Source organism: Christiangramia sabulilitoris (assembly GCF_007050985.1).
GTDB lineage: Bacteria > Bacteroidota > Bacteroidia > Flavobacteriales > Flavobacteriaceae > Christiangramia > Christiangramia sabulilitoris.
The window spans coordinates 1358478-1371718 of sequence record NZ_VHSF01000001.1 but is presented as its reverse complement, the minus strand read 5'-3'; the positions used below and the strand labels follow the sequence as shown (position 1 = coordinate 1371718).

Below are 13241 nucleotides of genomic sequence, written 5' to 3'. Positions count from 1 at the left end.
TGGAACTACAAGCTTTAGAACGTCGTCTGCTCTCAATTTAACATCCTCAAAATTCTTAAACAGTCTTTTTTTTATTTTCTTTTTTCGTCTAGTGGCGGAATTCTTAAAACCTGCCCCGGGTAAATCTTATCGGGATCCTGCAACATTGGCTTATTAGCCTCGAAGATGAGCGGGTATTGATTCGCATCCCCGTAATGAGCTTTTGAAATCTTACTTAAGCTATCACCTCTTTCTACAGTATGGAAAACAGCTTCAGGCTCTGAGTTAATTACATCCATCCGGTCATCAACCTGGGCAATACCTTCAGTATTTCCAATCACCAGTATTATTTTCTCTCTGGTCGCCTGGTCCATTGCTTTACCGGAGACCACTGCCATGTCATTTTCTATGTTTATTTTTAGATTTTCAGCCTTTAAATTCAGGTCTGCAATGGTTTCCTCAAGTTTCCTGGCTGCTTTTTCATTTTCCTGCTTGTGATCTACAGTTTCAACTTCGGTGGTATTTGATTTTTCCTTCCCGAAAATCTTTTTTCCTGCTTCTTTAATAAAAGAAAATAATCCCATATTATTGATTTGTAGTTAGTTAATTAAATGTACAAAAGTGAAGGAAGTTAGAAGGTCTTTCTAATCCTAAAGTTTTCCAAAATTAATCTGAACCTTAATTAAAAAAACCGCCTCTGTGGAAGCGGTTTTTTCAACTAAATAACCAACCAAAAAAACTAAGACGCTCTAAAGGGAATACTTACCTTTTAGAACATATTAATAACGATAGCATTCAGAGTAGATTGCACCTTCTAAAGCTATTCTTCTGTTAAAGTTGAAATATCAGATTATTATGGAATTCGCAATAAAAAAACCTAAAAACAGAGAAAACCTTTAAATACATCTAATTTTGCTTATTTTTGAAGCCGAGAATTTAATGTATATGGATAAAGCTCCTAGTTTTGGCGTTATTGGTGGTGGTAGTTGGGCTACCGCAATTGTAAAGATGTTAAGTGAAAACCTTAGTGAGGTGAACTGGTATATGCGCAGCGTTTATGCCCTGGAGCACATTAAGAAACAGGACCATAACCCGAATTATTTAAGTTCTGTGGAATTCAATGTAGATCAACTTAATCTTAGCAATGATATAAATGAAGTGGTGGAGGTATCAGATTTTATAATATTTGCTATTCCTTCAGCATTTCTAAAGCGCGAACTAGACAATCTAAAAATACCTTTGCATGATAAGGTGGTTTTTTCAGCAATTAAAGGGATAGTTCCCGAAACCAGCCTGATCGTGGGAGAACATTTTAATGAATATTTCGATGTTCCCATGGAAAACATCGGGGTTCTTACAGGTCCCTGCCATGCAGAAGAAGTTGCGTTGGAAAGACTCTCCTATCTTACTGTTGCCTGCCAGGATGAAAAGAAAGCCCAAATCGTCGCCGGCTTTTTAGGTAGTGATTACATCACCTGCAAAATTAGTGATGATGTAATAGGAACAGAATATGCTGCTGTTCTGAAAAATATCTATGCGATCGCCGCGGGTATTGCACACGGGTTAGGCTACGGGGATAATTTTCAAAGCGTACTTATGAGTAACGCCATTAGAGAAATGAAGAAATTCATCAAGAAGGTCCATAAAATGAAGAGGAATATTAATGACTCTGCTTACCTGGGAGATCTTCTGGTGACCGGTTATTCTGTATTTAGCCGTAACCGTATGTTTGGTAATATGATAGGTAAAGGATATACCGTGAAAAGTGCGCAGATGGAAATGAGTATGATCGCAGAGGGCTACTATGCTACGGAAAGTGCCTATAAGATCAATAAAGAAAAAGGTGCCAAAACCCCGATAATCAATGCTGTTTATGCCATTCTCTATGAGGGTAAGAATCCTAAGCAGGTCTTCAAGAAACTAGTTGACAAGCTGGATTAAATATAAGTTTTTTCCTACAACATCATCTTCAAAGAACTGACAATTAAACATTTCAACGATATATCTTGGAATGTTAAAGATTTTAGCAGTATATTTACTTTTCCAAATCTAATGAACCAAATTATCATGAAAAAAAATCTGCTGATTTTAAGCCTGTCTCTTGGACTGGCTTTTACAGGTTGTCAATCTGATGCAACTGCTGAGGATCCTCAGGAAGTTGTTGAAATTCAGAATTCTTTAAAAGAAAAAAAACACGACCCTAACAAACTTCACATCCCTATGCGGAATGAACCAGAAGATGGTTTAAGCGCTAATTTACATTTGCCTCAATTCTTCAAAGGTGCCTTAGCCGATTGTGACACCTATCATCATTATGATGGTGGCGACAGCATTATGGTCCTGGAGGAAACTCCACAATCTTACCATGGAGAAGTTAGTGTGAATAATATTGAATTAAACGACCAGTTAAATATCTGCGGAACTGTTGAAACCAGTGAAGATGTAAAAATCAATTATGCCGGGGTATTCAATTTTGGTGGAGAAATGCATGTTAAAGGTGATGTAACCGTACTTTATGGTGGGCACTTTGTAATAGAAGGAGATGTACTTATCGAAGGTGATCTTACCTTAGGTAAAGGAGCCACTTTACAATTCCTGGGAGAGGAAAGCAGTCTACAGGTAAATGGTAAATCTAAAGTACATAAGAAAGCCATCATCCAGGGAACATTCGAGGATGTATCGAACATTATCAAAAAATAAAATCCCATTAAAAGTTTTAAAGACCGGCTAAAAACCGGTCTTTTTTATTTTAAAAATATCCGTTATCAGTTTTTTCTTACTCTTCATCGAAAACCAGGGCTCACTGATTAATTTATGTTTTTCTTCTGAAACCAATTGCTAATTTTACTTCCCGAAATACTAACTATTTATGTTTAAAAGATTACTAGGATTAGGCCTTTTTACAGCCTTAATTTTCACCTCTTGTGAAAATGACGATTCTATTCCAGAAAGCCTGGATAAAGATTACAACACCTCTAATGATGAATCAGAACTTGATTCAGCGATCAATTTTGATGAGACCGGGGTTATAGGAATAGCAAATATCAATAGTCACAGGGGAGAAGAATCGGCCTCTGCCTTTGGTATAGAACAAATCGCTTTTATAGAACCTCCTGTGGTCAATGGCGAATCCTTACGCGCAACCCATGTAGATGTAAAAGGTGACTTCGCCTATGTTTCGTATAACAAAGAAGGCGCAATTTATCTTGGCGGTATAGATATTATAGACGTAAGCGATAAATACCACCCGGTGCTGGTTAGCAGAATGAAAACCGATATTGCCGATATTAATTCATTATATATGGACAATAAGGGCTACCTGGTTTTCACGGGAGCCTCGGCTAGAGAAGCAAATGATGGTGCCGGTAACCGCAGCATTCAGGGGTTTGTAGCTGTTCAAAACGGTCGGTTTTCAGGAGATTTCCAGATAGATTACAGCAATCCCGGTAATGCCGGTGTTCATATTCTCGTAGTAAATGGTGAAGCGATCATTATTAGCGGAGATGCGGGAGGAGTAGGGAATTTCACGTATCCCGGCTATCTTACCCCTTTTGACAATAAGTCTTTTCTGGACTATGGCGACCTTAGATCTGCAGCATATAAAAACAATATCCTGGCCGTATTAAGTGGTGAAGCTGGTCTTTTAAGCCTTGGTATTAATGGTGGACTCGTCGAGAATTCCAGAATACCAACGGCTGCCCTTACCCCGGAATCTAAAAGGACTATCGCGTGGTTTGGTGATAATGTATTGGTATCTGAAGGCACTGAAGGAGTAGGAATTTACAATTTCGAAGCCGGCACAAAAATTGCCAGCCTTCCATTAAAGGTACATCCTGACGCTACTGCAATTAGCACGAGCGACCAGGTTACCAATGCTGTTTCTACCGACAACAACTTCATCTATATGGCCAATGGTGGTGCGGGCCTTGATATCATAAAACTTAATGAGAGGTTGAATCCCCTGGCCGAAGGTATTGCTGAAATTCAGGGAAGTGCAAACTTTGTTCAGGCCAAAGGAGAATATATTTACGTAGCTTCAGGCCGCGGTTTGAAGATCCTGAAGATCGTAGCTCCTCAGGCTGATGAAATACAATCTGCCGGTTTCCTGAATTGTTCAGAATATAATGCTTACGCCGGAGATAAAAATTTAAATATAGCCTCTGGAAAAGAATTCTCTTACAGTGGATTGATGAACCTGAAACACCTTAATGTGAATGGAATATTGAACTTCTGCGGGGATATGCTTATTGAAAGTAGTGCCAACCTAAGCAGTGACGCTATTTTAAATATGTCTGGTAACTTTAAGCTTGGAAATAAAAAATCTACTGAAAATCTTATAATAAACTCCAACAGCAAATTTAAAATAGAAGGTGTAATGGAGATACATGGAGATCTTCATATAAACAGTGGTGGAACCCTTGAATTCGTAGGGAACGATTCAAAGATTTATGTATCTGGAGAAGTTCGGGTTCACAGTGGCGGAGAAGTACTGGGAGAGTTCGAAGATCTAAATAATAAATTCTAACAAATCACATTGATATCAATTAAAAAGCCTCTGGAATTACTCAGAGGCTCTTTCAATTTTGTAGGATATCCCACAGATCTATTTTGCCAAAATTCCTTTTTCAGGGATCACGGGGATCTTCGTAAGATCTTTTTCTTTTATACTATTTGCTCTAAACACGAAAGTTTTCTCCATCATCTTCGAACCCTCAAAATAAGTTACTTTAAACTCGTTATTAAGCTGAAGAACCTCATCCTGCAAATATTCGATTTTAGCAAAATTCCTGGCCGGGAGCACCTCTATTTTATGCCGCATTAATGAGGTTTCTCTTTTCTTATCATACCCTTTAGAAACAATTAAAACCATCTCTAATGGATCGTTAGAATTGTTTATGAGGTATACGTTCCATTCATAAGTCTCAAACTGTTCATTAAAAACCTTGACCGCGGCCAGATGAACATCCTTAACTTCGGGTATTTCAATATCTTTTTTCAAAACTTATCTTTCGCTTTCTTCTTTATTTTTAGCCAGAAGATCCAAAGTATCGCCAGGGCAATAGCTAATAATATTAAGCCCAGGGTAACCTTGATCAAGGCAACAACAAAAGTGACATATATGATGATGCCTATGATTACTGCTGCGAGAATAAGAAGAACTTTATTATTCACTAAAGGGCAGATTTAAACTGTTCCAGGAAACGAAGATCGTTTTCATAGAACATACGTATATCTTCTATCTGGTATAGCAACATGGCGATCCTTTCAATTCCCATCCCGAAAGCAAATCCGGAATATTCCTGAGGATCTATATTACAATTTCTCAGAACATTTGGATCTACCATACCGCAACCCATGATTTCCAGCCAACCGGTACCTTTGGTAATCCTGTAATCGGTTTCGGTTTCCAGTCCCCAATAGACATCAACCTCGGCGCTTGGTTCGGTAAACGGAAAATATGAAGGTCTGAGCCTTATCTTGGATTTCCCGAACAGCTGCTTAGTAAAATACAGGATGGTCTGTTTCATATCTGCAAACGATACGTTCTTATCTATATATAGTCCTTCCACCTGGTGAAAAATACAGTGTGATCTTGCAGAAATAGCCTCATTCCTAAAAACCCTTCCCGGAGAAATGGTCCTGATGGGCGGCTTATTCTCCTCCATATACCTCACCTGTACCGAAGATGTATGGGTTCTTAGTAAAATATCCGGGTCTGTTTGTATAAAGAAAGTATCCTGCATGTCTCTTGCGGGGTGATACTCTGGAAGATTCAGGGCGGTAAAATTATGCCAGTCATCTTCCATTTCCGGTCCTTCAGAAACATTGAAACCAATATTTGAAAATATCTCGGTAATCTGGTTTTTTACCAGGGAAATTGGATGACGGGAACCGATCTCCACAGGCTCTGCCGGTCGCGTGAGATCACCGTAAACACCTTTTTCTTCTTCATTATTCTCCAGCTCCTCTTTTAAAGCATTTACTTTCTCCTGTGCAGCCGTCTTTAATTCATTTATTGCCTGCCCAAAAGCTTTCTTTTCCTCATTAGGAACATTCCTGAATTCCGCAAAAAATTCGTTCAGCAATCCCTTTTTACCAAGATATTTAATTCGAAAAGCTTCGATCTCGTCTTTCGTTTTAGCATTAAAGCTTTCAACATCAGCGATATGCTCTTTAATTTTATCGATCATAGGTGATTTCGTTTCGGAAGCGCAAATTTAATAAAATTTAAACCTAAACCTCTTCTTTTAAAGGCTTATTCGGTTTAATCTCAAGCCCGGCTTGTTGTACCGGCAGCTTATCCTTATAGATATACTTTATCAGGAAAAAGACCGATAAGGCTCCAAATACATGCCATAACCAATGGGTTCCCATTGGAATTATATAATAAAATCCGTCCAGGATCCTGAACCCGATGGCAAAACCAAAACTAAGAAAAGCCAGAAGTACATATCCCCAATTGTGTAGTTTCGTGGTATAGAAATAAGTAACGAGGGGCAACAGTAACCCGATGGCCGTGGCGATATAACCTATGGAAGTTTCCAACCCCCTTGGAAGCGGCAGCATTCTGATTCCGAAGACCAGGAAAAGAACGACAAGGATCAGGGTCGTTCTGCTTTTCCGGGTCATTTTTAGCTTAATGGTATAATACACCGAAACTGCCAGGCAAAGTAAAACGATAGGCAGCCAATCCATATACATCCAGATATCATGGCTCCGGGTGGCATGATATACGGTCCCACCAATAAAACCTAAAAAGAGGACCGGAATGCTCCAGGCCAGAAACCGGTGATTATTATAGTCTTTATAGACTTTTAGCGAATAGTAAATGACTATGCAGAGAAAAAGAATATTACTATAAGTATTAAATGGCTCTACAGGCAGTCTGCCGGCCATTGTTTCCTGGTAAACCGGACCGCTATCATAAGGAAACGCGAGTAAAAGTGCCCGCCAGTTCATTTAAGAGATATATTCTTTTTCCATAAAATATTGTACGATGGCTTCTTTCATAAGGACAGACTGTTCCCCGGCTTTTAGGGTGGGCAATTGCTCCTTTACTTTAAAATGCGGCCAGCCATCATCATCAAAAAAGTCGAATTCGTAATATCCGTAAGGTTCCAGCAACGTACAAATAGCGATATGCATCAGATCCAGTTTATGATCTTTCTTGAAACGCCGGTGTGGCTGTCCTAATTCCTGTACTCCAATAAGGTATATTATAGCATCCAGCTCCATTAACTCCCCGTCTGCAAACTGGTCTGAAAGTTTTTTCTGGACTCTCTCCCATCTTTCTTTTAATTGTTCGTCTCTTGCCATGCCGCAAAGATACCATCTAGATTTAATAATTATTATATTTGATTTATGAATACTGTGGATATTATTTTAAGCCTGGTGCTATTATATGGGCTGGTACGGGGCTTTTTTCGAGGTTTGCTTGCAGAGCTTGCTTCGCTGGTAGGGATCATAGCCGGAATTTACGGCGCAATACACCTCTCCCATTTCTTCGGAGATTTCCTTTCCTTAAGAGTCGACTGGCAACCTCAATACATTAATCTCATCAGTTTTGCAGTCACTTTCGTGATCATAGTAGTTCTTGTCTCCCTGGTGGGGAAAATGCTGACCAAAATCGCAGCTTTTGCCGCCCTGGGAATCGTGAATAAGCTGTTAGGCGGGGTATTCGGATTATTGAAAATGGCTTTTATCGCCAGTGTTATTATAATGTTCTTTAATGCCACGAACGAGCGTATCGAAATAGTGGAAAGCCAGACCTTACAGGAATCCATCTTATATGATCCTGTGGCAGTAATAGCCCCGGTGATCTTACCTTCTATCATCAAACAAGTGAAAGAAAAAGATCTTTTGAATGATGGCGAAGACGACCGTTATTCTACCAAATAGAAAATCCGGGAACATAACTAAAAAGTCACCTCCCCGGATCTTTTGATTCTAAAAATTGTTATGCCTGTAAAATTCTATAAAAGGCTTACTTTCCCGGTAGAAATAGAATAAACTCCTCCTACGATCTTTATTTCTCCATTCTCTTCCATTTCCTTTAGAATAGGAGATTTTTCTCTTATCCTGTCCATAGTGAGTCTAACATTATTCTCTACTACATCAGCAACGAAAGAATCATTTTGAGAGTTTCTTTCACCCTCTGTTTTCGTGGCTTCCACAGCCGGTTTAATATTGCTGAGTAGGTGAGTAATATTGCCCAATTCCACATTGTCACAGGCAGCTTTTACCGCTCCACAACCTTCATGGCCAAGTACAAGTACTAATTTACTACCGGCGACCTTACAGGAATACTCCATGCTTCCTAGAATATCTGTATTTTCAAAATTACCCGCAACCCTGGCTACAAAAATATCTCCAATTCCCTGGTCAAAGACCGTTTCTACGGCAACCCTGGAATCTATACATCCAAGAACCACGGCCTGAGGCCACTGTCCACCACTGGTTTTCTCTATCTGAGAAGAATAATCCCTCGCCTCCATTTTCTTCCCGGTAAATCTTTTATTACCGTCCATCAGGTTTTGTAGTACAGCATCTGGAGTTAAGGAATCCTGTTTTTCTTTGTTTATTATTTCTTTGATCATAATTATGGTTGTTTAATTCAAATCGATGTGCAAATCACATCGATTTGATATGTTTATTGGTTTAAGCTGGTTTCTTATCTAAATTAAAAAACTGCTGATAGCTGTCAGGATTTTCCACGATACCTCTTTCAGAAACTAATTTGATATCGATATTTCGTTCTTCAGCTTTAATTTTAAAATCATCCAGGATTTCGATAATATCATTATCAAGGTATCTGGTTTGTCTGGTATCAAGGATTAAATAAGAGTTTTCTTCAAGATTATTCAATTCCTTCAAAATCGCACCTTTATTTATAAAAGTAACTTCCTCAGCAAGTCTCATTTTAACGGTTTTTCCGCCATTGTCAATATTTTCAATATGTAGAAAATAAGAATTCTGGTAGCTCTTAATAAGAATCACAAAGATCCCTACAATAAGACCAAGGCTAATACCTATTAAAAGGTCTCCAAAAACAATACCTACTACGGTCACGGTAAATGGAACAAATTGCTTCCATCCTGCCTGGTACATTTGTACGAATAATTTCGGCTTGGCCAGTTTATATCCAACCAGGAATAATATAGCTGCTAATACTGATAGCGGAATATAATTCAAAACACGAGGAATAATTATTACCGAGATCAATAATAAGAAACCATGCATAATAGCCGAAAGCTTGGTTTGTCCTCCAGACTGTATGTTCGCCGAACTTCTTACAATTACCTGGGTAATTGGCAGACCCCCGATTAATCCTGAAACCACATTTCCGGTTCCCTGGGCAAATAGCTCACGGTTAGTTGGAGTTGTTCTTCTATGAGGGTCCAGCTTATCTGTTGCTTCCACGCAAAGAAGGGTTTCCAGACTGGCAACCAGAGCCATGGTAAAGGCGGTGATCCAGATCTGGGAAGTTCCTATCATTTTAAAGGATGGAAAGGTAAACTGCCCCACGAAGGAATCAAAACTATCTGGAACTGGAACATTAACAAGGTGTTCCTGGGAGATAGATAAATTTTCTGAATCCCTGGTTAAAAGGAAATAAATGATCCCTACTGCAACGGCAACCAAAGGTCCCTGGATCAATTTAAAGATCTTACCTTTTTTAGATAATACTTTTTCCCATAATACAAGTATGGCCATACCTATAAACGCTATGATCGTTGCCCCTGGGCTAATATTATTTACGATATTAAAGATCTCTGAAAAAGTATTCTCTCCATCTACCTGAAAAAAGGCCCAATCTCCCAGCGGATCACTATCATAACCAAAAAAGTGCGGGATTTGTTTTAGAATAATTATGATCCCGATACCGGTAAGCATTCCTTTTATAACCGAAGAGGGAAAGTAATAACCTATAATACCGGCTTTAAGAACCCCAAAAAGGATCTGGAGGATTCCGGCGAGAACTACAGCCAGTAAAAAATCCTGGTAACTAAGTGTTGCTAAAGCAGCTAGCACAATTGCAGCAAGACCTGCTGCAGGACCACTTACCCCAAGGCTGGAGCCACTAAGAGATCCAACTACAATACCACCAACAATCCCGGCAATTAAACCTGAAAAAAGTGGCGCTCCACTGGCTAGAGCGATACCCAGACATAAAGGTAGAGCGACAAAAAACACGACAATACTTGCCGGAAAATCTTTATTAAGATGTTTAAACATAATACAATATTATTATCCAGGCTCAACACATTCGAACCTGCTATTAAATTTTAAAAATTGGGAAAGGCTAATCCGGAATTTCGGAAACACCATAGATCACAGAATGATCGCTTAAATCTGCAGTATTATGCTCTTTTTGGAGGGGGAGAAGTAACACTAAGAAAGACATCATAAACATTCTCTTTATAATAATGTCCGTCTGTCCCTCTGGTCTGCAAGAAATGAATGCTTTCATAATTTGAATCCATTTCTTCAATTGTATACTCAAATGTAATCTGATTCTTTGAAGAACTTTCTTCCTCATTGACATTATAGGCAATGGAAATATCTATAGAACTGTCTACTAAAGCGATGATGCTAGGCGTGAACAGAAAACTAATAAATACAAAAGAAAGTATGTATGCAAAATTTTTCACAGAAGGCAAAAATAAGATATTTAATTAGAAACTCAATAAATCATCCATATCGTATATTAAATCTAATATAGAACGATCTTATAGCATCCTGATATCTGCACTCTTTACCCATCCCTGGGCGCCATTAGCAAGCTCAATTCTGGACCATTCCTGGTAATCTTCCAGAACCCTGGCTTTGGTACCCTCGTGAAGTTCATAGCTGGCCTCACCTCTTAAGTTAGGCTCATCCCTGACTTCAATTTCTTCCTTAAAAATAATTGCATATTGATTATCCTGAATAAAATCCTGCTGCTGAAAAGCAAATATTACAGATAATACACTTAATAGAGCTGAAAGCATTGCACCTCCGAAAAATAACCTTTTATACAGGGGTCGCCCGGAGAAATAATACAACAAAAAGAGGCTAACAAAGCATATTGAAAATATGATCGCCATAACCGCCCAGGTAGTATAGTTGAAAAATGAAGTGAAGCTAATCAACCACTGGTCAAATCCTGTTTTCTCGATAGATTCTATATCATCTATAGCCATATTCCTGGCAAATTCGATATTATTTTGAATATCCTCATCTGTAGGATCCAGCTGCAGCGCCTTTTCATAATAATAAATGCTCGGGGCTACATGGTTAAGTTTATAATGAGCATTCCCAAGATTGAAATATAACTCTGCAGAAGTTTCACCATTCGCAAGGATCGCTTCATAGCCCTTTACAGCTTCCTGATAATTCCCCTGCTGGTAGGCAGTATTCGCTTCCTCAAAAATATCATCATTTTGGGAAAATCCTGAGAAGCTAATAAATAGAAAACAAATTAAGATTAACTTTCTCATCACTATAATTGTTTATCCAGGGTTGAAATAACACTAACCGCTTTCTCATAATCCTGCTGCATAGCATCTGAAGATGCAGGAGTATATCTTGCAAATTCACAACTTTCCAGCAAGGAAATAAATTCAGTGATGGTTTGATCATCTGCTCCTTTTTCCTTTAAAAATGCATTGATCCTTTCTTTACTCATTTCGCTGGTTTGAATGTGCAGCTTTGCCTTAAGATAGTTATGCATGGATTTTTCCAGAGACAAATAAAACTCCTTTTGATCTCCAAGGTTCTTTTTAGCTTCAGAAAGGTATTTCCGGGCAAGCCTGTCTGCTTTTCTAATCCTGTTTCCTCTTATGTCGTTAGCTCTTTCTTCCCTTTTCTTTCCGAATAAAATAAACAGAGGGATAGCCGCCAGCGGAAGTACCAGGGCACTCCAGAAAGCCACCGACCCTAGGAAATCACCGCTGCCAATTGGTTTTAGATTTGTATCCAGTTTTATATACCTGAACTGATTGCCCTCTATAGACAATGGTTGTTTGTTGCTGGAAGACATACCAGAAGGCTCATTGCCTGCTAAGGGACCACTGTTTACGTTGATCAGGATTTCCTCAGAAGCTTGTGATTTATAGGTCTCTGTAGATGGATCAAAATAGGAGAAATTAAGGGCGGGGATTGGGTATTTCCCTTTTTTGGTGGGTACTACGGTATAGGTTTGGGAAATACTTCCCTGCATCCCACCAAGATTGGTATTCACATTTTCACGTCGTTCAGGATCATACATTTCCAGCGATGGAGGCGCGGTAAGCTCAGGAAGATCGAATAATTTTAAATTTCCGTTTCCTCTCACCTCAACTTTTGCCTGAAAACTTTCTCCGGCATTCAGCTCATTTTTACTGGTGGTAACATTAAAACTAAATTTCCCCACGGCCCCGGTAAAATCTGCAGGTTTACCATCGGGTAAAGCCTTGACCTTGATCTTTTTATTACTTGCGGCCACGGTTTTGTTAACCGTTTTATAGATCCTGCTACCAAAAATATCTCTTCTTTCACTTGGAACATCCACCGCAATGGAAAGTGTAAGCGGTTCTATATTTAACTCCCCGGTCTTCTGAGGGTACAAAATGGTTTTTCTTAAGGTCACATAGCGGTAAGGTTCGCCATCATATTCACCGTTTTCCACTCTTAATTGCTGAATATCTATACTCTGACTCCAGAAGTCATTATACTTCGGACTATCCAGTTCGCGCCAGTTACTTACACTCACCCGCGGACTTACATACAGTTTATAAACCACCGTAAGTGCTTCATTAAGATATGGATTAGCGTTGGAAACCTCGGCGACCAGATGCAGGTTATCCTCGGCGATTAATTCTGTATTGTCACCATCTGTTGGCTTATCTACGGCAGAGGTAATTTCTACACGCAACGGAGAGGTTTTATAAACCTTTTCGTCAATAATGATCTCGGCCTGGCCAATGGTTAGCTTCCCGGTTTTTTTAGGCTGAAGGTAAAAGCTATAGGTTTTAGAATATTCCATTTTCCCGTTAAAGAAGCTCTGACTCACTTTTTGGTTAGGCCCGCCTACAACCGTAAAACCTTCAAATGAAGGTGGTTCAAAATTATCTCCATCTTCATTCATTTCGAAATCAACCCTGAGCCGTTCATTAATTCCCAGCTTTTCCCTGCTCACCTTGGCCTCAAATCTTACCTGGGCCTGTATGATACCGGTGGCACATAATAAAAAACTTAAAATTAAATACTTCAATTTCATCTTTTTCCCTCCTGTAAACTCA

General features: G+C 39.1%; 15 protein-coding genes. 4 read left to right on the top strand and 11 right to left on the bottom strand.

The features are described 5' to 3' along the window. Nucleotides 1-71: 71 nt before the first annotated feature. On the bottom strand, nucleotides 72-563 hold the full coding sequence (gene lysM, locus FGM01_RS06290; RefSeq protein WP_143410264.1) for a peptidoglycan-binding protein LysM: 492 nt from the start codon (nucleotides 561-563) through the stop codon (nucleotides 72-74). A gap of 361 nt (nucleotides 564-924) precedes the next feature. On the opposite strand from lysM, the gene FGM01_RS06285 reads away from it, so the two are divergent. From FGM01_RS06285 to FGM01_RS06275, 3 genes are all read left to right on the top strand, one after another. Beyond that, nucleotides 925-1920 (top strand): NAD(P)H-dependent glycerol-3-phosphate dehydrogenase, encoded by a 996-nt coding sequence (locus tag FGM01_RS06285; protein WP_143410355.1) that lies wholly within the window; start codon nucleotides 925-927, stop codon nucleotides 1918-1920. A gap of 126 nt (nucleotides 1921-2046) precedes the next feature. Further along, on the top strand, nucleotides 2047-2679 hold the full coding sequence (locus FGM01_RS06280) for a hypothetical protein (RefSeq protein WP_143410263.1): 633 nt from the start codon (nucleotides 2047-2049) through the stop codon (nucleotides 2677-2679). A 169-nt stretch (nucleotides 2680-2848) separates the two neighbouring features. Then, a complete protein-coding gene (locus tag FGM01_RS06275; RefSeq protein ID WP_143410262.1) occupies nucleotides 2849-4504 on the top strand; it encodes an LVIVD repeat-containing protein in 1656 nt (551 codons plus the stop codon). Nucleotides 4505-4582: 78 nt separating this feature from the next. Here the strand turns inward: FGM01_RS06275 and FGM01_RS06270 are convergent, their stop codons facing one another. Genes FGM01_RS06270 through FGM01_RS06255 form a run of 5 tightly spaced genes read right to left on the bottom strand, consistent with a single transcriptional unit; the run spans nucleotide 4583 to nucleotide 7296 of the window. After that, nucleotides 4583-4978, bottom strand: coding sequence for a hypothetical protein (locus FGM01_RS06270; RefSeq protein ID WP_143410261.1), 396 nt, complete (start codon nucleotides 4976-4978; stop codon nucleotides 4583-4585). Next, complete coding sequence (locus tag FGM01_RS14530) at nucleotides 4975-5151, bottom strand: hypothetical protein (protein ID WP_166435197.1); 177 nt, start codon at nucleotides 5149-5151, stop codon at nucleotides 4975-4977. The genes FGM01_RS06270 and FGM01_RS14530 overlap by 4 nt, the downstream gene beginning before the upstream one ends. Beyond that, nucleotides 5151-6170, bottom strand: a complete 1020-nt coding sequence (pheS, locus tag FGM01_RS06265) for a phenylalanine--tRNA ligase subunit alpha (RefSeq protein ID WP_143410260.1) — start codon at nucleotides 6168-6170, stop codon at nucleotides 5151-5153. Before pheS ends, FGM01_RS14530 begins: the two co-directional genes overlap by 1 nt. A 43-nt stretch (nucleotides 6171-6213) precedes the next feature. After that, nucleotides 6214-6939, bottom strand: coding sequence for a ceramidase (locus FGM01_RS06260; protein ID WP_143410259.1), 726 nt, complete (start codon nucleotides 6937-6939; stop codon nucleotides 6214-6216). Next, the gene (locus tag FGM01_RS06255; protein ID WP_143410258.1) at nucleotides 6940-7296 is read right to left on the bottom strand and encodes a hypothetical protein; all 357 of its coding nucleotides are present in this window, start codon (nucleotides 7294-7296) and stop codon (nucleotides 6940-6942) included. Between the two features lie 45 nt (nucleotides 7297-7341). On the opposite strand from FGM01_RS06255, the gene FGM01_RS06250 reads away from it, so the two are divergent. Next, a complete protein-coding gene (locus tag FGM01_RS06250; protein ID WP_143410257.1) occupies nucleotides 7342-7878 on the top strand; it encodes a CvpA family protein in 537 nt (178 codons plus the stop codon). A gap of 74 nt (nucleotides 7879-7952) precedes the next feature. Here the strand turns inward: FGM01_RS06250 and FGM01_RS06245 are convergent, their stop codons facing one another. The 5 genes from FGM01_RS06245 to FGM01_RS06225 form a co-directional block, all read right to left on the bottom strand. After that, nucleotides 7953-8576: a carbonic anhydrase family protein gene (locus tag FGM01_RS06245; protein WP_143410256.1), complete on the bottom strand. Its 624-nt coding sequence runs from the start codon at nucleotides 8574-8576 to the stop codon at nucleotides 7953-7955. Between the two features lie 61 nt (nucleotides 8577-8637). After that, nucleotides 8638-10215: a SulP family inorganic anion transporter gene (locus FGM01_RS06240; RefSeq protein WP_143410255.1), complete on the bottom strand. Its 1578-nt coding sequence runs from the start codon at nucleotides 10213-10215 to the stop codon at nucleotides 8638-8640. Nucleotides 10216-10340: 125 nt separating this feature from the next. Continuing rightward, complete coding sequence (locus FGM01_RS06235) at nucleotides 10341-10631, bottom strand: hypothetical protein (RefSeq protein WP_143410254.1); 291 nt, start codon at nucleotides 10629-10631, stop codon at nucleotides 10341-10343. Nucleotides 10632-10709: 78 nt separating this feature from the next. Further along, complete coding sequence (locus tag FGM01_RS06230; RefSeq protein WP_143410253.1) at nucleotides 10710-11459, bottom strand: SH3 domain-containing protein; 750 nt, start codon at nucleotides 11457-11459, stop codon at nucleotides 10710-10712. Nucleotides 11460-11461: 2 nt separating this feature from the next. Continuing rightward, the gene (locus tag FGM01_RS06225) at nucleotides 11462-13219 is read right to left on the bottom strand and encodes a BatD family protein (protein WP_143410252.1); all 1758 of its coding nucleotides are present in this window, start codon (nucleotides 13217-13219) and stop codon (nucleotides 11462-11464) included. Between the last annotated feature and the right edge of the window lie 22 nt (nucleotides 13220-13241).

Coding starts and splice junctions, on each gene's coding strand:
- lysM (WP_143410264.1), bottom strand. CDS start 563: ATGGGATTATTTTCTTTTATTAAAGAAGCAGGAAAAAAGATTTTCGGG.
- FGM01_RS06285 (WP_143410355.1), top strand. CDS start 925: ATGGATAAAGCTCCTAGTTTTGGCGTTATTGGTGGTGGTAGTTGGGCT.
- FGM01_RS06280 (WP_143410263.1), top strand. CDS start 2,047: ATGAAAAAAAATCTGCTGATTTTAAGCCTGTCTCTTGGACTGGCTTTT.
- FGM01_RS06275 (WP_143410262.1), top strand. CDS start 2,849: ATGTTTAAAAGATTACTAGGATTAGGCCTTTTTACAGCCTTAATTTTC.
- pheS (WP_143410260.1), bottom strand. CDS start 6,170: ATGATCGATAAAATTAAAGAGCATATCGCTGATGTTGAAAGCTTTAAT.
- FGM01_RS06260 (WP_143410259.1), bottom strand. CDS start 6,939: ATGAACTGGCGGGCACTTTTACTCGCGTTTCCTTATGATAGCGGTCCG.
- FGM01_RS06255 (WP_143410258.1), bottom strand. CDS start 7,296: ATGGCAAGAGACGAACAATTAAAAGAAAGATGGGAGAGAGTCCAGAAA.
- FGM01_RS06250 (WP_143410257.1), top strand. CDS start 7,342: ATGAATACTGTGGATATTATTTTAAGCCTGGTGCTATTATATGGGCTG.
- FGM01_RS06245 (WP_143410256.1), bottom strand. CDS start 8,576: ATGATCAAAGAAATAATAAACAAAGAAAAACAGGATTCCTTAACTCCA.
- FGM01_RS06240 (WP_143410255.1), bottom strand. CDS start 10,215: ATGTTTAAACATCTTAATAAAGATTTTCCGGCAAGTATTGTCGTGTTT.
- FGM01_RS06230 (WP_143410253.1), bottom strand. CDS start 11,459: ATGAGAAAGTTAATCTTAATTTGTTTTCTATTTATTAGCTTCTCAGGA.
- FGM01_RS06225 (WP_143410252.1), bottom strand. CDS start 13,219: ATGAAATTGAAGTATTTAATTTTAAGTTTTTTATTATGTGCCACCGGT.